This window comes from Psychroserpens mesophilus (genome assembly GCF_050617655.1).
Classification (GTDB): Bacteria; Bacteroidota; Bacteroidia; order Flavobacteriales; family Flavobacteriaceae; genus Psychroserpens; species Psychroserpens mesophilus_A.
Map to the genome: position 1 here is coordinate 175,592 of NZ_JBODQC010000001.1, position 24,441 is coordinate 200,032.

23 protein-coding genes are annotated in these 24,441 nt (G+C 33.3%); 18 read left to right on the forward strand and 5 right to left on the reverse strand.

Going from position 1 to position 24,441, the window contains the following annotated elements:
• Positions 1-71: 71 nt before the first annotated feature.
• Complete coding sequence (locus tag ACRHNM_RS00720) at positions 72-2,153, reverse strand: T9SS type A sorting domain-containing protein (RefSeq protein ID WP_431132649.1); 2,082 nt, start codon at positions 2,151-2,153, stop codon at positions 72-74.
• A gap of 279 nt (positions 2,154-2,432) precedes the next feature.
• Here ACRHNM_RS00720 and ACRHNM_RS00725 point away from each other — a divergent pair, with 279 nt between their 5' ends.
• From ACRHNM_RS00725 to ACRHNM_RS00800, 16 genes are all read left to right on the forward strand, one after another.
• The gene (locus ACRHNM_RS00725; protein ID WP_431132651.1) at positions 2,433-3,362 is read left to right on the forward strand and encodes a bifunctional riboflavin kinase/FAD synthetase; all 930 of its coding nucleotides are present in this window, start codon (positions 2,433-2,435) and stop codon (positions 3,360-3,362) included.
• Positions 3,355-4,677, forward strand: a complete 1,323-nt coding sequence (locus ACRHNM_RS00730) for an HTTM domain-containing protein (RefSeq protein ID WP_431132653.1) — start codon at positions 3,355-3,357, stop codon at positions 4,675-4,677. The genes ACRHNM_RS00725 and ACRHNM_RS00730 overlap by 8 nt, the downstream gene beginning before the upstream one ends.
• A 34-nt stretch (positions 4,678-4,711) precedes the next feature.
• Complete coding sequence (gene serS, locus ACRHNM_RS00735) at positions 4,712-5,980, forward strand: serine--tRNA ligase (protein WP_431132655.1); 1,269 nt, start codon at positions 4,712-4,714, stop codon at positions 5,978-5,980.
• 394 nt (positions 5,981-6,374) lie between these two features.
• Positions 6,375-8,153, forward strand: a complete 1,779-nt coding sequence (locus ACRHNM_RS00740; protein WP_431132657.1) for a tetratricopeptide repeat protein — start codon at positions 6,375-6,377, stop codon at positions 8,151-8,153.
• A gap of 64 nt (positions 8,154-8,217) precedes the next feature.
• Positions 8,218-8,730: a GNAT family N-acetyltransferase gene (locus tag ACRHNM_RS00745; RefSeq protein WP_431132658.1), complete on the forward strand. Its 513-nt coding sequence runs from the start codon at positions 8,218-8,220 to the stop codon at positions 8,728-8,730.
• A gap of 67 nt (positions 8,731-8,797) precedes the next feature.
• A complete protein-coding gene (locus tag ACRHNM_RS00750; protein ID WP_431132660.1) occupies positions 8,798-9,121 on the forward strand; it encodes a DUF4286 family protein in 324 nt (107 codons plus the stop codon).
• Positions 9,122-9,126: 5 nt separating this feature from the next.
• Positions 9,127-9,909, forward strand: coding sequence for a 16S rRNA (adenine(1518)-N(6)/adenine(1519)-N(6))-dimethyltransferase RsmA (rsmA, locus tag ACRHNM_RS00755; protein WP_431132662.1), 783 nt, complete (start codon positions 9,127-9,129; stop codon positions 9,907-9,909).
• Positions 9,910-9,969: 60 nt separating this feature from the next.
• Positions 9,970-11,343 carry a magnesium transporter gene (mgtE, locus tag ACRHNM_RS00760; RefSeq protein ID WP_431132664.1) on the forward strand — a complete coding sequence of 458 codons (1,374 nt, stop codon included), beginning with the start codon at positions 9,970-9,972 and terminating at the stop codon, positions 11,341-11,343.
• Between the two features lie 151 nt (positions 11,344-11,494).
• Positions 11,495-11,860 carry a cupin domain-containing protein gene (locus ACRHNM_RS00765; protein WP_431132665.1) on the forward strand — a complete coding sequence of 122 codons (366 nt, stop codon included), beginning with the start codon at positions 11,495-11,497 and terminating at the stop codon, positions 11,858-11,860.
• 99 nt (positions 11,861-11,959) lie between these two features.
• Positions 11,960-12,895 (forward strand): 2-hydroxyacid dehydrogenase, encoded by a 936-nt coding sequence (locus tag ACRHNM_RS00770; RefSeq protein ID WP_431132667.1) that lies wholly within the window; start codon positions 11,960-11,962, stop codon positions 12,893-12,895.
• 9 nt (positions 12,896-12,904) lie between these two features.
• On the forward strand, positions 12,905-13,315 hold the full coding sequence (locus ACRHNM_RS00775; RefSeq protein ID WP_431132669.1) for a response regulator transcription factor: 411 nt from the start codon (positions 12,905-12,907) through the stop codon (positions 13,313-13,315).
• 108 nt (positions 13,316-13,423) lie between these two features.
• Complete coding sequence (locus ACRHNM_RS00780) at positions 13,424-13,795, forward strand: VOC family protein (protein WP_431132671.1); 372 nt, start codon at positions 13,424-13,426, stop codon at positions 13,793-13,795.
• Positions 13,796-13,825: 30 nt separating this feature from the next.
• Positions 13,826-14,332 carry a DUF4199 domain-containing protein gene (locus ACRHNM_RS00785; protein WP_431132673.1) on the forward strand — a complete coding sequence of 169 codons (507 nt, stop codon included), beginning with the start codon at positions 13,826-13,828 and terminating at the stop codon, positions 14,330-14,332.
• 11 nt (positions 14,333-14,343) lie between these two features.
• Complete coding sequence (locus tag ACRHNM_RS00790; protein WP_431132675.1) at positions 14,344-14,802, forward strand: DUF1801 domain-containing protein; 459 nt, start codon at positions 14,344-14,346, stop codon at positions 14,800-14,802.
• Between the two features lies 1 nt (position 14,803).
• Positions 14,804-15,190 carry a VOC family protein gene (locus tag ACRHNM_RS00795; RefSeq protein WP_431132676.1) on the forward strand — a complete coding sequence of 129 codons (387 nt, stop codon included), beginning with the start codon at positions 14,804-14,806 and terminating at the stop codon, positions 15,188-15,190.
• Positions 15,191-15,269: 79 nt separating this feature from the next.
• Positions 15,270-15,701, forward strand: coding sequence for an NINE protein (locus tag ACRHNM_RS00800; protein WP_431132678.1), 432 nt, complete (start codon positions 15,270-15,272; stop codon positions 15,699-15,701).
• Positions 15,702-15,799: 98 nt separating this feature from the next.
• Here the strand turns inward: ACRHNM_RS00800 and ACRHNM_RS00805 are convergent, their stop codons facing one another.
• The 3 genes from ACRHNM_RS00805 to ACRHNM_RS00815 are packed head-to-tail and all read right to left on the reverse strand — an operon-like array spanning position 15,800 to position 19,391.
• On the reverse strand, positions 15,800-17,638 hold the full coding sequence (locus tag ACRHNM_RS00805) for a GNAT family N-acyltransferase (RefSeq protein WP_431132680.1): 1,839 nt from the start codon (positions 17,636-17,638) through the stop codon (positions 15,800-15,802).
• A gap of 21 nt (positions 17,639-17,659) precedes the next feature.
• The gene (locus ACRHNM_RS00810; protein WP_431132682.1) at positions 17,660-18,910 is read right to left on the reverse strand and encodes an aspartate kinase; all 1,251 of its coding nucleotides are present in this window, start codon (positions 18,908-18,910) and stop codon (positions 17,660-17,662) included.
• A gap of 1 nt (position 18,911) precedes the next feature.
• Positions 18,912-19,391 (reverse strand): GNAT family N-acetyltransferase, encoded by a 480-nt coding sequence (locus tag ACRHNM_RS00815; RefSeq protein ID WP_431132684.1) that lies wholly within the window; start codon positions 19,389-19,391, stop codon positions 18,912-18,914.
• A 121-nt stretch (positions 19,392-19,512) separates the two neighbouring features.
• On the opposite strand from ACRHNM_RS00815, the gene fbp reads away from it, so the two are divergent.
• A complete protein-coding gene (gene fbp, locus ACRHNM_RS00820) occupies positions 19,513-20,517 on the forward strand; it encodes a class 1 fructose-bisphosphatase (protein WP_431132686.1) in 1,005 nt (334 codons plus the stop codon).
• Positions 20,518-20,572: 55 nt separating this feature from the next.
• Here fbp and ACRHNM_RS00825 read toward each other — a convergent pair whose 3' ends face one another.
• Positions 20,573-21,004 (reverse strand): TerB family tellurite resistance protein, encoded by a 432-nt coding sequence (locus tag ACRHNM_RS00825; protein WP_431132688.1) that lies wholly within the window; start codon positions 21,002-21,004, stop codon positions 20,573-20,575.
• A 122-nt stretch (positions 21,005-21,126) separates the two neighbouring features.
• Here ACRHNM_RS00825 and mfd point away from each other — a divergent pair, with 122 nt between their 5' ends.
• On the forward strand, positions 21,127-24,438 hold the full coding sequence (gene mfd / locus ACRHNM_RS00830; RefSeq protein ID WP_431133993.1) for a transcription-repair coupling factor: 3,312 nt from the start codon (positions 21,127-21,129) through the stop codon (positions 24,436-24,438).
• Positions 24,439-24,441 lie beyond the last annotated feature (3 nt).

A 24,441-nucleotide genomic window follows, 5' to 3' on the forward strand; every position in this document is an offset into this window, starting at 1 on the left:
TTTTAAAAAACTAGTTTCAAAAAAAGAGAGGCATTATGCCTCTCTCTTTTAAAACAATAATTGCTTTTAAATTATTCAACAATAATTCTCTTAGTAACTTTATTATTACCATCATTAACAGTAACTAAGTACATTCCAGATTGGACGTTGCTAAGATTAACCGTCTCATTAAAATCACCTGTATTTGTATAAACATTGTTAAAGATTCTTCTTCCTCTAATATCTAATACATCAACTTTAATATCACTTCCTGAATTAGAATTTAACTTAATTGTAAATTCTCCATTGTTAGGATTTGGAAAAATTGCAAAACTATCTGAAGAAAATTCATTGATACTCAAACCTTGTTCACTACAAATAGTCATAGACCAGTTGTTAAACGTACCTGTGTCTCCATTTGCAAAATCAGCAACTAATAATGTCCAGGTACCTTGTGCTTCTAAACCATCAAATGTACTCAATGGTCCATTAGGTGCAAAAGTACCAGAAATGGTTGCTGTTGTACTAGTTGGATTACTACAAGCTATTGCTCCAGCTTCATCATCAAAAGTAACCGTTAAATCATTCTCACTTACACAATCTCTATCCCATAAATTAACAAAAACAGGGTTGGCTTGCGTACTACTTGGGTGAACCAATTGTAAAATTAAATCTTGAACATATGTATGATCAATATCTACAGTTACAGTCATACTTTCAATAATCTGAGAATCAGGAACCACAACATCACCACTCACTACTCCTGGATTTGTACCAGATGGGTCTAATGTTGTAATATTTAAATCTCCAGATGCATAAGGAGCACAAACAATCTCAGTACATGTGTTTTTTAACAGTACATCAACAGTTTCGGTAACAGAATTAGAAGTACCTGTAACGGTAATAGTATATTCTCCTTCAACAGTTGCTCCTAAGTTTCCAACAGTCATAGTAAAACTTCCATCATTATTTAAAGATGTTGGACTAAAACTAACTGTTGATCCTGCTGGCTGTCCTATTGCCGAAAATGTAGTCGTTTCATTAAAATCTAAAATGGTAGTATATGTTAAGTCAAACGTAACTTGTGTATCAGTATTTGGACAACTTGAAACAGGACTATTGTCTGCTGCTAAAGCAAACCCTGGATTAGGTGCAAGACATGTATTTGGTTTAAATGCTGGTGCCAAATTAGCCGAAATATATGCTTCAGCGACATTCATTTGCCCAGGAGTAAACATATACATACATGCATCATTAACATAATCCATATAATTCATGGTAAGTCGTCTTTCTGGAACATTACAAGCAAATGGTGTCGGGTTGCTTGGACAACCGTAAGTACTGTTGGCTACCTTAGGCGTATCTGCAATACCATCTGCATCTGGTTGTGAACAATTACCACCTCCATCAGCAATAAAGGTGTGATTTAAATTAAAAAAATGACCTAATTCATGGGTTGTAGTTCTCCCTTGGTTAAATGGAAATGAAGGAACGATTCCTGAACTAGGACAACCAGTTCCAGATCCAAAAGTATTAGTATTAATTACAACGGCCATTCCATTAGCCACACTACCTCCTAGAGGTGAATACCCTAAAGCAGTGCCTCCAATAGGTTTTACCAAAAAATTTAAATAGCCTTGAAAGTTGGCATCCATTTCTGGAAAACCTGCGCCATTTGCAAAATTGTATCCAATGGTAACAGCAGGTTGACCTTCCACTAGTTGAGATACAGCAGCAGGATGATTTGATGTTGCTAAACAAAATACAATATTAGCCGATCCAGGATTTAAACCAGGATAGAATGCACTAGCTGAATTATTCCATGTAGAAATATCTGAGTTAGTAGCTGTGTAATCTGCATTTAAAATATCTATTTGATTTTGAGCTAATGCTTCTAAACAAGCTCTGTCGTTTACATTTCCTGTTGGAAAATGTACAGCAACAGGAATTTCTATTGTTGCTCCTCCTCTTGCCTGGAAGTCCGTACTTAATCGTTTAGCAACTTCGGCCTTGAATTTTCTTTGATTCTCTTCATATTCTTTGGCTAAAACTGGATCTTTTAGCATCTCTTCCATGTACTCAACCATTCCACAAGTACGGTCTTGGGAATAACTGGTCATAGCAAACATAAATGCTAAAACAGCAAAAATTGATTTAAAAGTAAAGTTCTTCATGTGTATGTATATTAGTTAAAAATGTTTAAATCACTTATTTTTTATGTAAATAGTGACTCCAAATCTAGTGAAATCATATGATTTTATTATAATTTTTTTAACAAAAATTCATGTTTTAACACTATTAAATACATTTTAATGAATTTCAATATTCTGGTATTATGATACTTTGCATTTAGGTCTCATCTTACGCATCTTGAATATTAAACCATAAATGCTAAAATTTATATTTCATTCGTTTTAGGTTTATGAGTATTTTTACCAAAACAATATCCGATTTTGAAACTTTATAATTCTCAAAACACCTATTCTAAAAACCCTTCTGTGATTACAATTGGAACATTTGATGGTGTTCACATTGGTCATCAAAAGATTATTGAAAAATTAGTTAAAGTAGGTCAGGCTAAAACACTTGAATCTGTTGTTTTGACTTTCTTTCCGCACCCAAGAATGGTACTACAGAAAGAAGCAAACATTAAACTTTTAAATACTATTGAGGAACGAAAAGAATTACTTTCTAAACTAAACTTAGAAGCCCTTGTTATAAAGACATTTAATAAGGAGTTTGCTGATCTTTCTGCAAGAGACTATGTAAAAACTATTTTAGTAGATGAGCTTAATGCTAAGCATATCATTATTGGTTATGACCATCGTTTTGGAAAAAACAGAGGTGCTAATATTGATGATTTGATCTCATTCGGAAAAGAATTTGGTTTTAAAGTAGAGGAAATTTCTGCTCAAGACATCAAAGATGTTGCTGTAAGCTCTACAAAAATTAGAAATGCTATAAATGATGGCGATATCAAAACTGCCAATTCATATTTAGGCGCTCCATATTTTTTAACTGGAGAAGTCATTAAAGGAAAAGGGCTTGGGAAACAAATTCAATTTCCAACTGCAAACATTCATATTGAGGAAGATTATAAACTCATCCCAAAAAACGGAGTCTATACTGTAAAATCAAGCATCGATGATTCTACTGTTTACGGAATGATGAATGTTGGAATAAATCCTACTGTGAATGGTACTAAACAATCTATCGAAGTTCATTTTTTCAATTTGGATAAAGACCTTTATGGTAAAAATCTTAAAATCACTATTTTGAACCGTCTTAGAGACGAATATAAGTTTGAATCTATAGCATTGCTTAAAGAACAACTTAAGTTAGACCAGAAACAAGCGCTAAATTTTATCAGTGACTATGAATAAACTCTTATTCAAACATATTGATAATAGTGCTTTAATTGTCTTTAGAATTGTTTTTGGCGCTTTAATTACCTTAGAAAGTTTTGGTGCCATTGCCACTGGATGGATTACCCGTACGCTCGTTGAACCTCAATTTACATTTAACTTCATTGGTTTGGATTGGCTTCAACCTTTACCTGGTTCATGGATGTACGTCTATTATGCCATCATGGGAATCTTTGGAATCTTTGTAATGATAGGTTACAAATATAGATTGAGCATGCTCAGCTTTACACTACTCTGGGCTGGTGTTTATTTCATGCAAAAATCATCTTATAACAATCACTATTATTTTTTAATGCTATTAAGTGCGGTTATGACTGTCATGCCTGCTCATAAATTTGCTTCTGTTGACTCAAAACTGAATCCGAATATAAAACGTATTTCAATGCCTAATTGGTGCAGGCTCTATTTCTTTTTTCAGTTATTTATTTTATACACCTACGCGTCTATTGCTAAAATGTATCCAGATTGGATAGACCTCACTGTACCTAAACTCTTAATGCAAAGTAAACAAGACTATGTTTTGGTTGGAGATCTTCTTCAATATAAAATTGTACATTATTTTGTTGCTTATGGTGGGATTTTATTTGACGGACTTATAATTCCGTTATTGCTTTGGAAACCGACTCGTAAAATTGCATTTTTTGCATCTGTCTTTTTTCATCTTTTTAATTCGATTATTTTTCAAGTTGGTATATTTCCATACTTATCATTAGCTTTCAGTCTGTTCTTTTTTGAAGCTAAATACATCCATAATTTATTTCTCAAGAAAAAACCGTTTTATGATGCATATGAAGTTAAAACTCCAAATTATGCAACCACCTTTAAAACTATTTTTATCACATATTTTATAGTGCAAATTGCACTTCCTTTGAGACATCATTTTATTGAAGGTGATGTGCTTTGGACAGAAGAAGGGCATCGAATGTCTTGGCGGATGATGTTGCGTACAAAAAGAGGCAACACAATATTTACAGTTGTCGATAAGGCTACAAACAATTCGACACGTATCAATTTTGACGATTACCTTTCCAAAAAACAACAAAAAACAGTAAGCTCCAAACCAGACGTGATGTGGCAATTTGCTCAGCGTTTAAAAAAGGAATATGCAAAAAAAGGTATCGATATAAAGGTCTATGTTAGTGCCTTTGTAAGTGTAAATGGTAAACCAGTAAAACGATTGATTGATCCAGAAGTGGACCTGACAAGTGTAGAATGGAATGCGTTTAAACATCAAGAGTGGATTTTACTTTCAAAACAAGACGAGAATAACTGACAATTCCTTAAATTTGCAGCTTAAATTTTTACTCATGTTACAAGTTGCTTTTATTAGAGAACACAAAGAAGATGTCATTAAAAGACTGGCTAAACGAAATATTGATGCCACTGAAATGATCGAACAAGTGCTTCAATTAGATGAAGACAGACGAGCAATACAAACTCAATTAGATAATACTCTTGCCGAATCTAATGCCATTTCGAAAGAAATTGGTAACCTCTTTAAATCTGGAAAAGCTACTGAAGCCAATGTGCTAAAAGAAAAAACAACGCAATTAAAAGAGGATTCTAAAACTCTGGGCGAGCAACTAAGTGTGAAAGCTGATGCACTTAATAACATGCTCTATAAAATTCCAAATGTTCCTAATAAAATTGTGCCTTCTGGAAATACCGATGAAGACAATGAAGAGGTATACAGAGAAGGAGATATTCCTGTATTACACAGTAAAGCTTTACCACATTGGGAATTAGCAAAACAATATGATATTATAGATTTTGAATTAGGAAATAAAATCACTGGTGCAGGCTTTCCTGTATACAAAGGAAAAGGAGCCAGATTACAACGTGCATTAATTGCTTACTTTTTAGATAAAAATACTGCTGCAGGTTACACCGAATACCAATTACCTCATTTAGTTAATGAAGCTTCAGGATTTGGTACTGGACAATTGCCTGATAAGGAAGGTCAAATGTATCACGTGACCGAAGATAATTTATACTTGATTCCAACTGCCGAAGTTCCTGCAACCAATTTATTTAGAGATAATTTATTGTCTGAAAGCGATATGCCAATTTCAATTACTGGCTACACACCATGTTTTCGAAGAGAAGCTGGAAGTTATGGAGCACATGTGAGAGGATTAAATCGTTTGCATCAATTTGATAAAGTTGAAATTTTACGCGTAGAACATCCAAATCGTTCTTACGATGCTTTAACCGAAATGGTAGAACACGTAAAAACCATCTTACAGGAACTTAAATTACCTTACAGAATTTTACGTTTATGTGGAGGAGACTTAGGATTTACGTCTGCACTGACCTATGATTTTGAAGTGTTTTCAACAGCTCAAGATCGATGGTTGGAAATTTCTTCAGTATCTAATTTCGAAACTTTTCAGGCTAACAGACTAAAGCTTCGTTTTAAAAATAGCAATGGTAAAACAGAACTTTGCCACACTCTTAATGGAAGTTCATTGGCTTTACCTAGAGTATTGGCAGGTATTTTAGAAAATTATCAAACCGAAGACGGCATCCAAATTCCTGAAGTTTTGATTCCTTACACAGGATTCGATAAAATCTAATTTGTAAGAGTATTCTTATTTACAACCGTTTAAATGCTAAAAAAAGACGTTGTTCAACGATTTTTTAACAAATTCTTTTGTTATTTCGATAATATTAAAGAAGTTAGCATTCCAAATCACAAATAACCTACTTATTATGAAAAACATCAAACGCATCGTACTTCTAGTAACGTTAATTGTTATGGCAAGCAAAGTATTACTATAATAGACCTATTTATTTTTTAGATAATCCCCAAAAATAGCCACAGCAGAATAATTGAATCATTTTTATTTAGTGATTAATAGCACATTTATTTTGATTGGTAATGCCTAAACTTGCGTTTAGGCATTTTTTTTATAAAAACATTCACAATATGTAAGCGCACCATAAGTTATATTTACATAAATTAGTAGCATGAAGCAATTTTTACTTGTCATATGTCTTTTTAGTTATCTTTTTGGTTTTTCACAAAACGAACAACTGGCAGATAATTATTTCAAACGTGGTGAATTTGAAAAAGCACTTCTCTCGTATCAAAAATTATATGAAAAAAACAAAGGCAACTATAAATTCCTGTACAAGCTTGTTGAAACACACCAGCAATTAGAACAATATGATGAAGCTCAGATTTTGCTATTAGAACGTATTTCTAAAAGTAACAATCCGTCACTATTGGTTGAGTTAGGCTATAATTATCAACTAAAAGGGAATACAGAAATGTCAGAAACCTATTATTCTGATGCTATAATTGCAATTGATGAGCATCCAGCATTTACATATAGTGTAGCCAAACAATTTCAAGATCGCAGCCTTTTAGAAAAAGCTATTGTCGTTTATAAAAAAGGAATGGTTCTCAATCCAAATCAAAATTATAACGTTCAACTTGCTCGTATTTATGGAGAACTTGGAAATATTGAAGAAATGTTCTCTAATTATATTGATTATATTGAATCAAAGCCCACATTTCTTAATAATGGGAAACGTGCATTTAGTGATTTCGTTTCAGAAAGCAGTGACAATGAAAATAATATCGCTCTAAGAAAATTACTACTAAAAAAAATTCAAGCACAGCCAGATGAAATGTGGTATGATATGCTAAGCTGGCTCTACATTCAGGAAAAAGCATACAACAAAGCCTTTATTCAGGAAAAGGCTTTATACAAAAGAAATCCTGAAAGCTTATCACGCATTACAGATTTAGCACTTACAGCAATCAATGAAAAAGAATACGATACAGCAAATGCTATTTTCAATTATATATTAGAAAATTCCCAAGATATAGAAACCAGACTTACAGCGCATCAGTATCTTTTAGACATTGAAATCACTAATGCCAGTAAAAAAGAACTCAAGGCTATTCAAGATAAATATCTTGAGCTTTTTAAACAATATGGAACTTACGAACAAACCATTTCACTTCAAATTGCCTATGGTGATTTTCTGGCTTTTAATCTTCATCAGCCTAAAGAAGCCAGTGCCTTTTTAAAGAAAAGTCTCGAATTAGAATTATCTCTATTTCAGGAAGCAACCGTTAAATTAAAGTTGGGAGACATATTAGTATTTCAAGAAAAATTTAATGAAGCTCTCATTTATTATTCGCAAATACAGGCGAATCTTAAAAATAGTACAATATCACAACAAGCCAGATATAAGGTAGCCAAAACAAGTTATTATAAAGGTGATTTTAAATGGGCAGAATCTCAACTTAAAATTTTAAAAGCATCTACTTCGCAACTTATTGCCAATGACGCTTTAGATTTAAAACTATTGATTTCAGATAACATTCAGGAAGACTCACTACATACGGCTTTGCGTTTATATTCTAAGGCCGATTTGCTGGCATTTCAGAACAAAAATGAAGAAGCCATTTCGTTATTAGATACAATTTTAACTGAACATAAAGGCGAAACCATTGAAGACCAAGCGTTGTTTATGCAAGCCAAATTATTTGAAAAGACAAAACAATACGATAAAGCTTTAGCTAACTACGAATACATTATTGCCAACTATAGAGATGAAATTCTGGCTGATGATGCCTATTTTTATTTAGCCCAATTGTATCAAACACAACTAGGCGAACCTGAAAAAGCTAAACCATTATACGAAAATATTATTTTCAATCACGAAGACAGTATTTATTTTATTGAAGCCCGAAAACGCTTCAGAATGCTACGAGGTGATACAATCAATTAGTTGTTAATTGTTAGAATATTTGTTTTTTATACACTAATTTTCAATTTATGCTGAATTCTTAAAAATGATAATCGCCGAAACGGAACGCCTTCTACTTTCAAAAATCACATTAGATGATGCTTCTTTTCTTTTGGAATTAATGAACACGCCTGGTTGGTTAAAATACAATGGTGATCGTAATGTAAAAACTCTTGAACAAGCTGTAAATCACATTAAAAACAACCAACTGAAGTGCTATGAAACTCATGAGTTTGGGTATTACAAACTTCAGGTTAAGGCTGAAAATCTTAAAACTATAGGTACAAGTGGTTTACTTCAACGCGACAACTTAGATCATGTAGACATTGGCTTTTCTCTATTACCTGATTATCATGGTAAAGGTTACGGTTATGAAGCGGCTTCAGAAATTATGAACCTTGCCAAAAATAAATTCAACATAAAAACACTTTGTGCTATTACGCTTCCAATAAACCAACCTTCTATTCATCTTTTGGAAAAATTAGGCTTATCTTACCAAAAAACAGTAAAACCCTTTGAAGACGACAAAGAACTTCTGTTATTTGCAAAAGATTTATAAAAACTATTCTGTGTAGCACTTCAACTGCGCTCAGTGTAATAATTCAAAACCTTTAAAATAGATACACATGTACATTTATAACGTAACTGTCAATATTGATGATAGTATTCATGACGAATGGCTCCTCTGGATTAAAGAACATATTCCTCAAGTGCTATCTACAGGCAAGTTTGAAAAGGCAACCTTAACCAAAGTGTTAGTTGAAGAAAATATGGGAGGACAAACCTATTCTATTCAATATCGTTCGTATTCAAGGGAAGCACTTGATGCGTATTACAAAGATGATGCTGATCGACTTAGAACGGAAGGCTTGAAAAAATTCGCAGATAAAATGTTGTCCTTTAGAACCGAACTTCAAATCGTGGATGAATATTCCGTAAAATTTAAATAAAGACGATGTCTGTAAGAGCAAAAAAACATTTAGGCCAGCACTTTTTAACCGACGAATCCATTGCCGAACGCATAGCAGATAGCTTAAGTTTAAATGGCTATAAACATGTTTTAGAAATTGGTCCAGGAATGGGTGTGCTCACTAAATATTTGCTAAAAAAAGACACGAACACGCATGTTATAGAAATTGATACTGAATCTGTAGAATACCTTAAAGCCAATTACCTCAACTTGGCAAATCGTGTTCATGAACAGGATTTTTTAAAATACGATTTGACTGAGATCTTTAATGATGAGCCTTTTGCCATTATTGGTAATTTTCCTTATAATATTTCTACACAAATTGTATTTAAAACTTTGGAAATGCGTGAACAAATTCCCGAGTTCTCAGGGATGTTTCAAAAAGAAGTCGCTCAAAGAATTTGTTCTAAAGAAGGCAGTAAAGTCTATGGTATTCTTTCCGTGTTAACTCAGGCGTTTTATGATGCTGACTATTTATTTACTGTACCTCCAACGGTTTTTAATCCGCCTCCAAAAGTAGAGTCTGGTGTATTGCTTTTAAAGCGAAAGGAAAACTTTAGCTTAAATTGCGACGAAAAATTATTTTTTAGAATTGTAAAAACCGCATTTCAACAACGCAGAAAAACACTTCGTAACAGTTTAAAAACATTCAATCTTTCAGATAATTTAAAAGCATATGTTATATTTGACAAACGTCCTGAACAACTTAGTGTGGCTTCATTTATAGAATTGACACAACACATTGAAAACGACGACAAAGCATTATAATTATCTTATCAAAAAAGTGAAATAAAAAGACATCTTTTAGATTCAGCAAAGCTAAATCTTATGGTAGAAGAAAAAGAAAATATTCAATTTGAACTTACCGATGAACTCATTGAGCAGGTCGAACTTCTTGTCGCCAATAAAAACGACAAGGCGTTAAAAACGCTTCTAAATGAGTTTCACTATGCCGATGTTGCCGAAATTCTGGATGAATTAAATCTGGAAGATTCAGTATACGTCATCAAATTATTAGATTCTGAAACAACTTCTGACATTCTTACCGAACTTGATGAAGATACCAGAGAAAAAGTACTTGAAAATCTTTCAGCTAAAGAAATAGCAGAAGAAATTGAAGAGCTCGATACAGATGATGCTGCCGATATCATTGCTGAATTACCAGAAGAACGTCAGGCCGAAGTGATTTCTCAAATTGAAGACAATGACCATCGAGATGAAATCACTGAACTTTTAGCGTACGAGGAAGATACAGCTGGTAGCCTTATGGCTAAAGAACTTGTTAAAGTTTATGAAACTTGGACTGTTGCAGGATGCTTACGACGTATTAGAGGACAAGCTAAAGATGTCACAAGAGTACATTCCATTTATGTGGTTGACAAAAAAGAAAAACTCATTGGCCGTTTGTCTCTCAAAGATTTAATTGTAGCAAAAAGTGAACAAAAAATTGCAGATATTTCTAAAGACACTGTAGATTGGGTATATGTCAATGATGATGTTGAAGACGTCGCAAGAGTCATGGCAAAATACGATTTAGAAGCCATTCCTGTTGTAGATAAAAACCAAACTCTATTGGGTAGAATTACTATTGACGATATTGTAGATGTTTTAAAAGAAGAAGCCGATAAAGATTACCAGATGGCTGCAGGTATTACAGGTGATGTAGAAGCCGATGACAGTATTTTAGAGTTGACAAGAGCACGTTTACCATGGTTATTTTTAGGGCTAGTTGGAGGTGTTGGTGCCTTTTTAATTATGGAAGGTTTTGAAGAAGCCTTTAAAGGCAAAGCTTTTGTATTATTCTTTTTTACACCACTTATTGCTGCTATGGCTGGAAATGTTGGTGTACAATCAAGTGCTATCATAGTTCAAGGTTTAGCCAATGACGATGTGAAAGGGAGTATTAATAGCCGACTTATAAAAGAGATGCTACTGGCAGCATTAAACGGAACCATTTTAGCCATATTTCTGTTTTTATTTGTGTGGGCAACTAAAGGAGATTTCACGACAGCATTAGCCATTTCTGTCTCATTAATTGCGGTAATCATCATCGCAGGTTTAATTGGTACTTTTGTTCCGCTTTTCCTTGATAAACGAGGTATCGATCCAGCAATTGCAACGGGTCCTTTCATTACAACCAGTAACGATATTTTCGGAATTTTAATTTATTTCTGGATTGCCAGATTAATTTTAGGTATTTAATAGTTTGGGCGTTCCCTTTCAGGTCGTGCTTTCACTACTCGCTTTTTCTAAAACAGAAAAGAGCTCAAACAGATCGTTCAATCACTAACGCAAATACGAATTCGTCATGCTGGACTTGGTTCAGCATCCCATTATTTATTACTTTTAGCCTATGAAAGCAATTAACATCAAAGATAAGCATGCGCTATTCACCAAACAGTGGCACCCACATCGTATTGCTACTGTAGATAACATGCAAATCCTCTTAGCTAAAGTAAAAGGCGAATTTGTCTGGCATAGTCATGAGGATGAAGACGAGTTATTTCAAGTCATTAAGGGTACATTATACATGCAATTTAGAGACCGAACAGAAGTGGTTAAAGAAGGTGAATTTATTGTGGTTCCAAAAGGTGTTGAACACAATCCGTGTACCAAAAATGATGAAGAAGTCCACCTCTTATTATTTGAAAAATCAAGTACAGCACATACTGGCAAAGTACAAGCAAAATTAACACAAACCATATATCCTGACATTTAAAAAGTAGTTCAACTGTCACATTGAGCGCAATAGAAGTGTCTCATTGTTTTTACCTTTATAAATTGATTCATAAGACTCCTGTCTTTACAGAAAATAAGCATGAAAATACTCCACCTAGACACCAATCACAAACTCCTCATTGAGCAACTCAACGCTCTAGGATTCACTAATGATGAAGAGTACACTTCATCTAAAGAATATATAGAAAGTATCATTCACAACTATGATGGTGTTATCATTCGTAGCCGATTTAAAATTGATAAACCATTCCTCGATGCAGCTACAAATTTAAAATTTATAGGCCGTGTTGGTGCAGGATTAGAAAATATCGATTGTAATTATGCTGAACAAAAAAACATCAAACTCATTGCTGCTCCAGAAGGTAATCGCAATGCTGTTGGCGAACATAGTTTAGCCATGTTACTCTCCTTGTTTAATAAACTCAATAAAGCAGATCGTGAAGTTCGTAATGGCAAATGGCTACGTGAAGATAATCGTGGATTAGAACTCGACGGAAAAACTGTTGGCCTCATTGGCTATGGAAATATGGGTAAAGCTTTTGCTAAAAAACTTAGAGGGTTTAACGTCAATGTTTTATGCCACGATATCAAGCCAAATGTTGGTGATCAAAATGCAACACAAGTTCCTTTGAGTGAACTGCAAGCTAAAGCAAATGTATTAAGTCTTCATACTCCTGAAACACCATTAACAATCAACATGGTAAACTCAGCATTTATCAATGCCTTTCAACATAATTTCTGGCTTATCAATACAGCTCGTGGCAAAAGTGTGGTGACTAAAGATTTAGTTTCAGCCTTACTCAATGGTAAAATCTTAGGTGCAGGATTAGATGTTCTGGAATATGAAAAGTCATCGTTTGAAAACTTATTTTCTTCAGAAATGCCAGAAGCTTTTAAATACCTTATTTCAGCTGAAAATGTATTACTTTCTCCTCATGTTGCTGGATGGACTATAGAAAGCAAAGAGAAATTGGCGCAAACCATCGTAGATAAAATTATAGCAGAATTTTGCTAAATTTAAAGCATGCGAAAAACCATTCTTGTATTTGGATTGCTCATTTTAGCCTTGCTAATTTTATTTCAGTTTAGTAAGTATGCTATTATTTCTGGCGATTTAGATTCAGAATTTGCCATTGCCATCGTCGCTATTGTTTTCTTTTTCGTTGGTGTGTACTTAAACAAAAAAAGCCTGCACAAACGACATGTCGTTTCTAAAACTATCAATTATAAAAAAATTGAAGCTCTCGACATAAGCAAACGAGAATATGAAGTCCTTATTGGTATTGCCGAAGGGCTTTCAAATAAAGAAATTGGTGAGAAACTTTTTGTATCAGAAAGCACTATAAAAACACATGTTTCAAGTCTTCTTACAAAACTTAATGCTAAACGTCGTACTCAGGCTTTACAAATAGCAAAAGGCTTCAATATTATTTAAAAATGCTACTTTTAAACTAAAGTATGAGTGGTTTGGTACTTTAGTATGAACTGTTTCTCCCTGACTTCTCATAGTTTTGTATTAAAATTAATTTAAAAATCAATTCTTATGACATTAGGTGCATTTTCAGTGAGTTTGAATGTAAAAGACATTCATGCTTCAAAAACATTTTATGAAACTTTAGGCTTTTCAGTATTTGGTGGAGATATTGATCACAACTATTTAATTATGAAAAATGGTGATGCAATTATCGGACTTTTTCAAGGTATGTTTGAACAAAATATTTTGACATTTAATCCTGGTTGGGATCAAAATGCAAATACACAGGATTCGTATGACGATGTAAGAGCGATTCAAAAACATCTTAAATCGAATGCTATAAAATTAGAAAGAGAAACCGATGAAAGCTCATCTGGTCCTGCAAGTATTGTACTTTACGATCCTGATGGAAATACCATTCTTATTGATCAACATGTATAACCAATTCTCACAAAACGAAATCATCATATCATGAAACAAACAGTTCTTAAATACGGTCTTTACGGTTTTATAATAGCAATTCTTCTTTTCCTAGTGGCTTTAGTCTTTGGGAAAGAACTAAACTATTCGTCACAGGAAATTATTGGTTATGCCACAATGGTAGCATCATTATCATTTGTGTTCTTTGGAATTAAGCATTATCGTGATAATGTCAACAACGGACTTGTAACTTTTGGAAAAGCCTTACTTATAGGTGTTTTAATATCTGTTTTAGTCGGGTTAGGGATAGGAATAGCTGATTACATTTACACCAAAGTTATTAACCCAAATTTCTCACAGGAATTTTTAGAAACCTCCATCTCTAATTTAGAAACGACTGTTTCAGGTAAAGAACTGGAATCTAAAAAGAAAGAATTAATAACTTATATGAACAATTATGGAAGTTCAGAGTTTTTAGCATTTATCATGTTTTCTACTGTACTAATTATAGGATTTATCATATCTTTAATTTCTGCATTAATTCTTCAACGTAAATAAAGACCATACTTATGCAATATAAAGCTACGTCTCCAGAAGACTATATTAACCAAGTTCCGGAAGAACGTCAAGAGGCTCTCAAAAAACTCCGAAAAGTCATCAATGCTAATTTACCAAAAGGTTTTGAAGAAGGCATTCAATATGGTATGATTGGATACTATGTTCCACATTCGACATATCCAGATGGTTACCATTGTGACCCTAAAACACCATTGCCCTTTATGAGTTTTGCCTCACAAAAAAATTCGGTAAACCTTTATCATAGTGGCATTTATGCCATTCCAAAAATTCATGATTGGTTTGTAAATGAATACCCAAAGCATTGTAAACGCAAACTTGATATGGGAAAAAGTTGTATTCGGTTTAAAAAAGTAGATGAAATCCCTTTTGATTTGATTGCCGAACTTTGTAAAAAATTAACTCCTAACGAATGGATTGAAGTATATGAAACTGCATTAAAGAAAACATAAAATGAAAAAAAGAGTAACAGGAATAGGTGGCTTATTTTTTAAAAGTAAAGATCCTAAAGCATCAAAAGACTGGTATAAAAAACATTTAGGTTTTGATACAGACGATTATGGTTGTACCTTTTGGTGGAAAGACAAACAAGGTAACGATTGTTCTACGCAATGGAGCCCGTTTCCAGAAGACACTAAATATTATGAACCTTCAAAAAAAGACTTTATGTTCAATTATCGCGTTGAAAACTTACACGAATTAATTAAAGTTTTAAAAGAGGAAGGTGTTACTGTTGTTGGAGATATTGAAGAATACGATTATGGTAAATTTGGTTGGATTCTTGACAATGATGGTAATAAAATTGAATTGTGGGAACCTATAGACAAAGCCTTTATGTAACATTTGGTGTCACTTATAGACTAATAATTTGAACAAATTTATTAAATTTATATCCTAACCAATTAAATATCACAAAACTATGTCTGACGACAACAAAAATTTAAGCGACGATCTTAACGATATGTTAGGTGACGCAAAAGAAGGTGCTAAGAAAGCAGCGGATGAAGCCAAAGAAAAAGCAAATGAATTTGCTGGAGAGGCAAAGAACTCTGCTAAGGAATTCTCAGATAGTGCAAAAGAAACTTTTAATAGAACCTCTGGTGACAACAAAAAGCTATTAGCTGGAATCTTAGGTATTTTATTAGGATGGCTTGGGATTCATAAATTCATCTTAGGCTACAATAAAGAAGGAATAATTCTGTTAGTGCTAGGGATTTTAGGGTTCTTAACATGTGGAATCACATCAGCAATCTCGGGAATTATCGGATTAATTGAAGGGATTATCTACCTAACTAAATCTGACGAGGAGTTTTATAACACATATCAAATCGGTAGAAAGCCTTGGTTCTAATATAGAGCATATAACGTATAAAAAAAGCCAGAATAATAATTCTGGCTTTTTTTGATTTTAATCAAAACTTATAATATCGTTTTATTATTTAAAAATGCTTATACTTCATCATTTCCACCATTTGAAAACTTACGTTCTAACTCCGCTTGAAATTCTTCCATAACAGGCTTAACAGTACTTTCAGGTAAATCTGCAATTTTAATATACATCAATCCATCTACCGAATTATTGAATAAAGGATCCACATTAAAAGCCACCAAGCGTGCATTCTGCTTGATGTATTTCTTTAATAACACAGGTAAACGCAAAGCTCCAGGTTCGACCTCATCAATGATTTTATCAAACTTATTCAAATCTGCTTCGGTTTCATCAAACACAAAATCTTTATCTGCGTCTTTAAGCTTGACTTTAAATTCCTTTTTAGGATGCACATATTGTGCAACATATGGATCGTAATAATGCGACTTCATAAATTCAATCATCAGCGATTTTGAGAAGTTTGAAAACTGGTTACTGATACTCACACCACCAATAAGGTATTTATGTTCCGGATAACGTAAAGTTGTATGCACAATACCTTTCCAAAGTAAAAATAAAGGCATTGGTTTTTGTTGGTAATCTTTAATTATAAAAGCACGTCCCATTTCGATAGACTGGCTCATCATTTTATATAATTCTGGCTCAAATCGAAATAAGTCCTGAAGATAAAATCCGTCAATACCATATTTAGCAAAAATCTGAGAACCTAATCCCATTCTGTAAGCTCCTGCTAATTGATTTGTATCTGTGTCCCATAAAAACATATGATGGTAATAGGTATCAAAACTGTCGAGATCTATAGCTTCATTTGTACCTTCTCCAATCGCTCTAAACGTAATTTCCCGTAACCGTCCAATTTCATGTAAAATATTAGGTATGTGATTTGCGCTACATAAATACACTTCATAGTTCTTACTTTCAAGCAATCTAAAATCTCCTTTGCGCAGTGCTTCAACTTCAGAAATCATTTTGTCCTGACTCACACCTCCTACAATTCGCTTTGGAGGTTTTGGAGGATTCTTTAATGTGTTAGAAAGGTTGTCTAATATTTTGGGCTTATCTTCAAAAGCATTAGACAAAATATAGGTTTTACGTCTTAAAAATTCTGAAAAACTAGCAAGTGTCGTGTGTTCTTTTTGATCGCTTACTGAAATCGATCTTCCTATTCTAACCTTAATGACTCTGTGTTTCTGAGTCAAAAGTTCTGATGGTAATTTTGCGGTTCGGAACGTGTCACTGATTTTTGAGAGTTTATAAAACAGTTTGCTGTTTTTAGCATGAAAATAAATGGGAACCACTGGTACTTCTGCTTTATTTATAAGTTTGATTGCAGCTTCTTCCCATGGCCTGTCTACGACAAGCTTTCCGTCTCTGTAAGTTGACACTTCTCCTGCAGGAAAAATACCTAGAGGATGACCTTCCCTTAAATGTAGCAATGAATTTTTAAAACCTGCAACACTAGACCTCACATCCTTTCGATCTTCAAAAGGATTCACTGGCATGATATACGGTTTTAGCGGCTCAATTCTATGCAACAAAAAATTAGCGATAATTTTAAAATCTTTACGTTGTTCTATCATTAATTTTAATAATAGAATCCCATCAATTCCTCCTAAAGGATGATTAGAAACTGTAATATAAGCACCTTCTTTGGGTAAACGTTTTAAATCTTCTTCTGGGATTTCAAATCTAATTTGGAAATCGTCTAAAATAGCATCCAAAAAAGCTCCGTCGCTCAAATGTTTATTACGCTTATAAATTCTGTTAAGTGTAGATATTTTAAGAAGTTTCATCAATATCCAACCAATAAAAGTTCCAATAAAACCATACTTGTCTACTTTAATGGCTTTGGCAACTTCTTTTGCGGTAACTAATCCTATATCTGGTGGTTTGGTCATGTCTGTAAAAGTACTAAATTGTTACTTAGTTACGATTTGAATTGTTTCTTGTGTTAACTGTTTTAATAACAGAGTTTTACCTTTTTCTACAGACACTATTGCTTGTTCATTATAATGTCTTACAGTATAAAGACTCACATTTTCGTGACATGTTACTTTAAATTTTGCTTTTAAATGCTGAAGCAATTGCTCAAGATTATTATAAGTGTTCTCGAAACACACTGAAAAACTAATCGCAGAATTTTGAATCACGTCAACCTTCATCTTGTAATAGTGTAATAACTTGAAAATTTCACTAATATTCTCTTCTACGATATAACTAAAATCTAAAGACGAAAGTGACACTAAAACCTGGTTTTTTTTCACGATATAACATGGAATATGTGGTGTGATTCCAACACCTTTAGCAACTTTTGTTCCCTTATCTTTAGGATTTAAGAATGATTTTACAAATAACGGAATTTCCTTTTGTTGCAAAGGCTGTAATGTTTTTGGGTGAATGACTGAGGCTCCATAAAACGCTAGTTCAATGGCCTCTCTGTAAGAGATGCTTTGAAGAAGTTGTGGATTTTTAAAATAACGTGGATCTGCATTTAAGACACCTGGCACATCTTTCCATATCGTCACACTTTGAGCGTTTAAACAATAGGCAAAAATTGCGGCCGTGTAATCACTTCCTTCTCTTCCTAAAGTCGTTGTAAAATTATTAGCATCACTACCTAAAAATCCTTGAGTAATGTTTAATAAATTTTTATCAAAATGTTCTTTTATAGCTGTTTGTGTTTCTTCCCAATTGACGTTTGCTCTTCTGTAATAATTGTCTGTTTTTATAAAGTTACGAACATCAATCCAATTATTGTGAATGCCAAGATCATTTAAGTACTCACTAATAATTGTCGTAGACGTTAGCTCACCATAACCGATAATTTGATCATATACAAAGTTATAATCTGGCGATTTATTGCGATTTAAGAAATGGTCTAATTCATCAAAAATAAAACTCACTTTTTTAAAAACTGAATGCTGCGTATTTTCAAAAAGGTCTAAGAGAATTTCGTTGTGATATTTTTTTACATCTTGGATAGAGCTTTGTAATTCACTTTTCTTTTCAAAATAATTCTTGACAACAATTTCTAGTGCATTGGTTGTTTTTCCCATTGCTGAAACAACAACTAGTGTGTGTTTAAAACCAACTTGTTTTAAAACAGAAGCCAAATTTTTTACACCATTAGCATCTTTTACTGAAGCACCTCCAAATTTGAATACTTGCATACTATATGTTTGATAAATAATTTTTAATTCCCACTTCGTTTAATTGTACAACATTCCAATCTCTCATAACATTAGCTCCTTTTTTATGATAAAATGTAATCGCAGATTCATTCCAATCCAACACTTCCCAACTTACACGCTTAACACCTAATTCATCAGCATATTTAACAACGGTATCTAAAAGTGCTGTTCCTAAACCATGACCTCTTTTAAGTTGGCTCACAATCAAATCTTCAAGGTGCAACACGTCTCCTATCCATGTTGAAAAACGAGTATACACAAGCGCTATCCCTTCAATTTTACCATCAATTTCAGCTACAAAACAATGAAATTTTGGATCATTCCCAAACCCGAAATGTTCTAAGTCTTCAACGGTTATTTTAACAGCATCAGGTGCTTTCTCAAAAATAGCCAACTCTGTGATTAGTTCGAAAACTCTTGACATGTCATTTTTAACAGCCTCTCTAATGCTAAATTTCATTCTATATTAATTTAGGTAAAGATAGTTTAAAAGTTAAGTTTAATAAAACATTAAAACATAACGAAAACGTTCTAGTTTATTAAAAAATACGATATTTGTAGAAACTAATCATTCAGAATAAATGTCTCAAAAGAATCAAACTCTTGGTGAGTTTATCATCGAAAACCAGTCGTCTTTTAAATATACTTCAGGAGAATTATCTAGGCTTATAAACTCAATCCGATTAGCAGCCAAAGTTGTTAATCATGAAGTAAATAAAGCTGGATTAGTTGATATTATTGGTGCTGCAGGAGACACTAATATTCAAGGTGAAGACCAACAAAAACTGGACGTTTATGCTAATGACAAGTTCATTCAAACCATGACTAAACGAAACATTGTTTGTGGCATAGCCAGCGAGGAAGAGGATGATTTTATTTGTATAAATAGTCAGGATGAAAACCACCAGAATAAGTATGTCGTTTTAATTGATCCTTTAGATGGTTCTTCAAATATCGATGTGAACGTGTCTGTAGGAACTATTTTTTCAATCTTTAGACGGGTAACTCCAGTTGGAACTCCTGTTACTATTGACGACTTTCTTCAAAAAGGAAATCAGCAAGTGGCAGCTGGATATGTGGTATATGGAACCTCAACAATGCTTGTTTATACAACAGGAGATGGTGTAAACGGATTTACGTTAAACCCAGCAATTGGGACATTTTATTTATCACATCCTAACATGAAATTTCCAGAGAACGGAAAAATATATTCTGTAAATGAAGGCAATTACATTCACTTTCCACAAGGCATAAAAAACTATATTAAATACTGCCAACAAGAAGAAGGAGACAGACCATATACGAGCCGATATATCGGTTCTTTGGTTTCAGATTTTCATAGAAACATGATTAAAGGTGGTATTTACATGTATCCAAAAAGCTCTCAAAATTCCAATGGTAAATTACGTTTACTTTATGAATGTAATCCTATGGCTTTTTTAGCTGAACAAGCCGAAGGTAAAGCTAGCGATGGGTTTACAAGAATTATGGACATCCAACCCACTGAATTACACCAACGCGTCCCTTTTATTTGTGGCAGTAAAAACATGGTAGAAAAAGCTGAAGAATTTATGCGTAATGCATAAAAAAAGCAACCTAAAAATAGATTGCTTTTAAATTATTAATAAATGAGCAATTGTATTACTTATTCATGTTCTTCATTTCTTCAATAAACGTATCAGCATCTACTTTTTCATAAGCAAGAGCCAAAGCTTTATCTGCTATATACTTTACATTTTGAGTATGAAATCCTAAACCAACACAAAGTTTTTCTAATAACCAATGTTGATTTGGTCCTTCAATATCATCTGCCCAAACCATTCGTACTAAATCATATAAACGCTCCAAACGATTATCGTAAGAATGTGGTGCATTTATTGGATGGCTCTGGTAATCCTTAAGTATCTCTTTATAATCGGTTTCTGTAATGTCTAAACGTGTTGCTAAACGATCTAAAAAAGCTCTTTCAGCATCAGTTATAACACCATCGCTCATTGCAACTCTTACTATGGCTGCAAAATGATCTTCATTACGTTTTTTAAATCCGCTTTCGAATAATTCTGAAAATGACATATATTTTAATTTTTATGTGGCACAAAGATAGTTTTATTAATACATTTTAACAATATGCTAAAGCACAAATATTTTATATTTGCATAAAATATAATGTCTTGAGTAAAACCATTCTCTCGCAAATGTATGCACAGGCTTTGCAAATGCAAAATCTACAGACTGCTATTGCTCAAAATGAAGTAAAATTACACTTAAAAGGGTTAGTTGGATCCTCATTGTCTATTGTGATTAGTGAAGCTTTTACAGCTTCTGAATTACCATTTTTACTCATCTTTAATGACAAAGAAGAGGCGGCTTTTTACCTGAACGATTTAGAAGTCCTACTCAATGATAAGGATGTCCTTTTTTATCCTGGCAGCTACCGAAGACCATATCAAATTGAAGAAACAGATAATGCTAATGTATTATTAAGAGCAGAAGTTTTAAACCGTATCAATTCTCGAAAAAAGCCTGCAATCATCGTTACTTATCCTGATGCTTTGTTCGAAAAAGTAGTAACGCGTCGCGAACTTGAAAAAAACACTTTAAAAATTTCAGTTGGTGATGAATTATCTCTTGATTTTGTTAATGAAGTCTTGTTTGAATATAAATTTAAACGAGTCGATTTTGTAACCGAACCAGGTGAGTTTTCAGTTCGTGGTGGTATTGTAGATGTCTTCTCTTTTTCTCATGACGAACCCTATCGTATTGAGTTTTTTGGTGATGAAGTGGATAGCATCAGAACATTTGATGTTGAAACACAACTCTCAACTGAGCAAATTAAAAAAATAGGCATCATACCTAATGTCGCCAATAAATTTTTAGAGGAAAGCAGACAGAGTTTCCTAAAATACATTGCGCAAAAAACAGTGGTATTTTCAAAAAACACAGACTTTCTTTTCTCAAGAATTGATGAATTCTTCGCAAAAGCAGAAGACACTTTCAAAACCTTGTCTTCTGAATTAAAACATTTAGAGCCTGAAGAATTGTTCTGTAATTCAAAATTACTAAAACACCAACTTCTTGATTTTAGATTGGTTGAGTTTGGAACTACAAGTGTTTATTCCGAAGAACACATACCATTTAATACCACACCTCAACCTTCTTTTAATAAACAATTCAACTTATTGATTGAAGACTTAAACAATCATCATGATAAAGGTTATACAAATTACATCGCTTGTGTAAGTGAGCAACAAGCTAAACGATTTCATGATATTTTTGAAGATGTCGAACAAGATGTACATTATAAAACCATAGTTTTATCTTTATATCAAGGGTTTATAGATCACGATCAAAAAATCACTTGTTATACAGATCATCAAATTTTTGAGCGTTATCATAAATTCCATCTTAAAAACGGCTACGCCAAAAAACAAGCCATTACACTTAAAGAACTCACCAATTTAGATATTGGAGATTATGTGACCCATATTGATCATGGGATTGGGAAATTTGGCGGACTCCAAAAAATTGATGTTGAAGGCAAAAAACAAGAAGCTATCAAATTGGTGTATGGTGAACGTGATGTGTTGTATTTAAGCATTCATTCTCTTCATAAAATCACTAAGTTTAATGGTAAAGATGGGAAGCCACCAAAAGTATATAAGCTTGGAAGTAAGGCTTGGAAAACGCTTAAGCAAAAAACAAAATCTCGTGTTAAGGAAATTGCATTCAACCTTATTAAAGTCTATGCAAAACGCAAACTCGAAAAGGGCTATCAATACAAGCCTGACAGCTATCTCCAACATGAATTAGAGGCATCATTTATTTATGAAGATACACCAGATCAAATCACATCTACAGCAGACATAAAAGCAGATATGGAAAGTGAGCGTCCAATGGATCGTCTTGTTTGTGGTGATGTCGGGTTTGGCAAAACTGAAGTGGCTATTCGAGCTGCTTTTAAAGCCGTTGATAACGGAAAGCAAGTCGCTATCTTAGTACCTACAACAATTCTTGCTTATCAACATCATAAAACGATAACCGAACGTCTTAAAGATTTTCCGGTTACTGTAGATTATTTGAATCGTTTTAGAACTGCTAAAGAAAAACGAGAAACATTAGAGAAACTAGAAAAAGGACATGTTGATATTATTATTGGAACCCATCAACTAGTTAATAAAAATGTAACATTTAAAGATTTAGGATTGCTGATTGTTGATGAGGAACAAAAGTTTGGTGTGGCTGTAAAAGAAAAACTCAAAACACTCAAAGATAATGTAGATGTCTTGACACTTACGGCAACGCCAATTCCGAGAACGCTTCAGTTTAGTTTAATGGCTGCTCGTGATTTATCTGTGATTACAACTGCTCCTCCAAACCGTTATCCTATTGAAAGTCATGTCATTCGTTTCAACGAAGAAACCATAAGAGATGCGGTTACTTATGAGATTCAACGTGGTGGACAAATTTTCTTTATTCATAATCGAATTGAAAACATTAAAGAAGTTGCTGGTATGATTCAGCGTTTGGTTCCTGATGCAAAAATTGGAATTGGTCATGGACAACTTGATGGTAAAAAGCTAGAACAATTGATGCTGGCATTTATGAATGGTGAATTTGATGTTTTAGTCAGCACAACCATTGTAGAAAGTGGTTTAGATGTTCCAAATGCGAATACGATTTTTATTAATAATGCGAATAATTTCGGATTAAGCGATTTACACCAAATGCGTGGTCGTGTGGGTCGAAGTAATAAAAAAGCTTTTTGTTATTTCATCACGCCTGAATATTCAGCAATGACAACTGATGCTAGAAAACGTATTACGGCTTTAGAACAGTTTACAGAGCTTGGAAGCGGTTTCAACATTGCCATGAAAGATCTGGAAATTCGTGGTGCAGGTGATTTATTAGGTGGCGAACAAAGCGGATTTATAAACGATATTGGTTTTGATACCTATCAGAAAATATTAAATGAAGCCATTGAGGAACTCAAAGAAAATGAGTTTAAAGACTTGTATCAAGACGACGGAAAAGAGAAAGACTACGTTAAAGACATTACTATTGATACTGATTTTGAATTGTTATTTCCAGATGATTATGTTAATAACATCACTGAACGCCTGAATTTGTACACGAAACTCAACACACTTAAAACCGAAGAAGAACTCAAAACCTTTGAAACGGAAATTATAGATCGCTTTGGAGAATTACCAGTTCAGGTTGTTGATTTATTCAATAGTGTTCGTGTGAAATGGATAGCAACAAAAATAGGCTTAGAAAAAATCATCATGAAAAAAGGGCGTTTTGTTGGTTATTTTATAAACGATCAACAAAGTGCATTTTATCAAAGTAATAACTTTACAAAAGTGTTACAATATGTTCAAACAAGACCTAAAGACTGTAAAATGAAAGAAAAACAAACCAGAAATGGTCTGCGTTTGCTCTTAACCTTTGAACACATTAAATCGGTTAAGCAAGCTTTAGCTGTTTTAGAATCTATTGTTAACTAAAAA

What these genes read in the sequence shown, in the direction of transcription:
- ACRHNM_RS00720 (WP_431132649.1), bottom strand. Translation starts at nt 2,153, where the DNA reads ATGAAGAACTTTACTTTTAAATCAATTTTTGCTGTTTTAGCATTTATG.
- ACRHNM_RS00730 (WP_431132653.1), top strand. Translation starts at nt 3,355, where the DNA reads ATGAATAAACTCTTATTCAAACATATTGATAATAGTGCTTTAATTGTC.
- serS (WP_431132655.1), top strand. Translation starts at nt 4,712, where the DNA reads ATGTTACAAGTTGCTTTTATTAGAGAACACAAAGAAGATGTCATTAAA.
- ACRHNM_RS00740 (WP_431132657.1), top strand. Translation starts at nt 6,375, where the DNA reads ATGAAGCAATTTTTACTTGTCATATGTCTTTTTAGTTATCTTTTTGGT.
- ACRHNM_RS00745 (WP_431132658.1), top strand. Translation starts at nt 8,218, where the DNA reads ATGATAATCGCCGAAACGGAACGCCTTCTACTTTCAAAAATCACATTA.
- ACRHNM_RS00750 (WP_431132660.1), top strand. Translation starts at nt 8,798, where the DNA reads ATGTACATTTATAACGTAACTGTCAATATTGATGATAGTATTCATGAC.
- rsmA (WP_431132662.1), top strand. Translation starts at nt 9,127, where the DNA reads ATGTCTGTAAGAGCAAAAAAACATTTAGGCCAGCACTTTTTAACCGAC.
- mgtE (WP_431132664.1), top strand. Translation starts at nt 9,970, where the DNA reads ATGGTAGAAGAAAAAGAAAATATTCAATTTGAACTTACCGATGAACTC.
- ACRHNM_RS00765 (WP_431132665.1), top strand. Translation starts at nt 11,495, where the DNA reads ATGAAAGCAATTAACATCAAAGATAAGCATGCGCTATTCACCAAACAG.
- ACRHNM_RS00770 (WP_431132667.1), top strand. Translation starts at nt 11,960, where the DNA reads ATGAAAATACTCCACCTAGACACCAATCACAAACTCCTCATTGAGCAA.
- ACRHNM_RS00775 (WP_431132669.1), top strand. Translation starts at nt 12,905, where the DNA reads ATGCGAAAAACCATTCTTGTATTTGGATTGCTCATTTTAGCCTTGCTA.
- ACRHNM_RS00780 (WP_431132671.1), top strand. Translation starts at nt 13,424, where the DNA reads ATGACATTAGGTGCATTTTCAGTGAGTTTGAATGTAAAAGACATTCAT.
- ACRHNM_RS00785 (WP_431132673.1), top strand. Translation starts at nt 13,826, where the DNA reads ATGAAACAAACAGTTCTTAAATACGGTCTTTACGGTTTTATAATAGCA.
- ACRHNM_RS00790 (WP_431132675.1), top strand. Translation starts at nt 14,344, where the DNA reads ATGCAATATAAAGCTACGTCTCCAGAAGACTATATTAACCAAGTTCCG.
- ACRHNM_RS00795 (WP_431132676.1), top strand. Translation starts at nt 14,804, where the DNA reads ATGAAAAAAAGAGTAACAGGAATAGGTGGCTTATTTTTTAAAAGTAAA.
- ACRHNM_RS00800 (WP_431132678.1), top strand. Translation starts at nt 15,270, where the DNA reads ATGTCTGACGACAACAAAAATTTAAGCGACGATCTTAACGATATGTTA.
- ACRHNM_RS00805 (WP_431132680.1), bottom strand. Translation starts at nt 17,638, where the DNA reads ATGACCAAACCACCAGATATAGGATTAGTTACCGCAAAAGAAGTTGCC.
- ACRHNM_RS00810 (WP_431132682.1), bottom strand. Translation starts at nt 18,910, where the DNA reads ATGCAAGTATTCAAATTTGGAGGTGCTTCAGTAAAAGATGCTAATGGT.
- ACRHNM_RS00815 (WP_431132684.1), bottom strand. Translation starts at nt 19,391, where the DNA reads ATGAAATTTAGCATTAGAGAGGCTGTTAAAAATGACATGTCAAGAGTT.
- fbp (WP_431132686.1), top strand. Translation starts at nt 19,513, where the DNA reads ATGTCTCAAAAGAATCAAACTCTTGGTGAGTTTATCATCGAAAACCAG.
- ACRHNM_RS00825 (WP_431132688.1), bottom strand. Translation starts at nt 21,004, where the DNA reads ATGTCATTTTCAGAATTATTCGAAAGCGGATTTAAAAAACGTAATGAA.
- mfd (WP_431133993.1), top strand. Translation starts at nt 21,127, where the DNA reads ATGTATGCACAGGCTTTGCAAATGCAAAATCTACAGACTGCTATTGCT.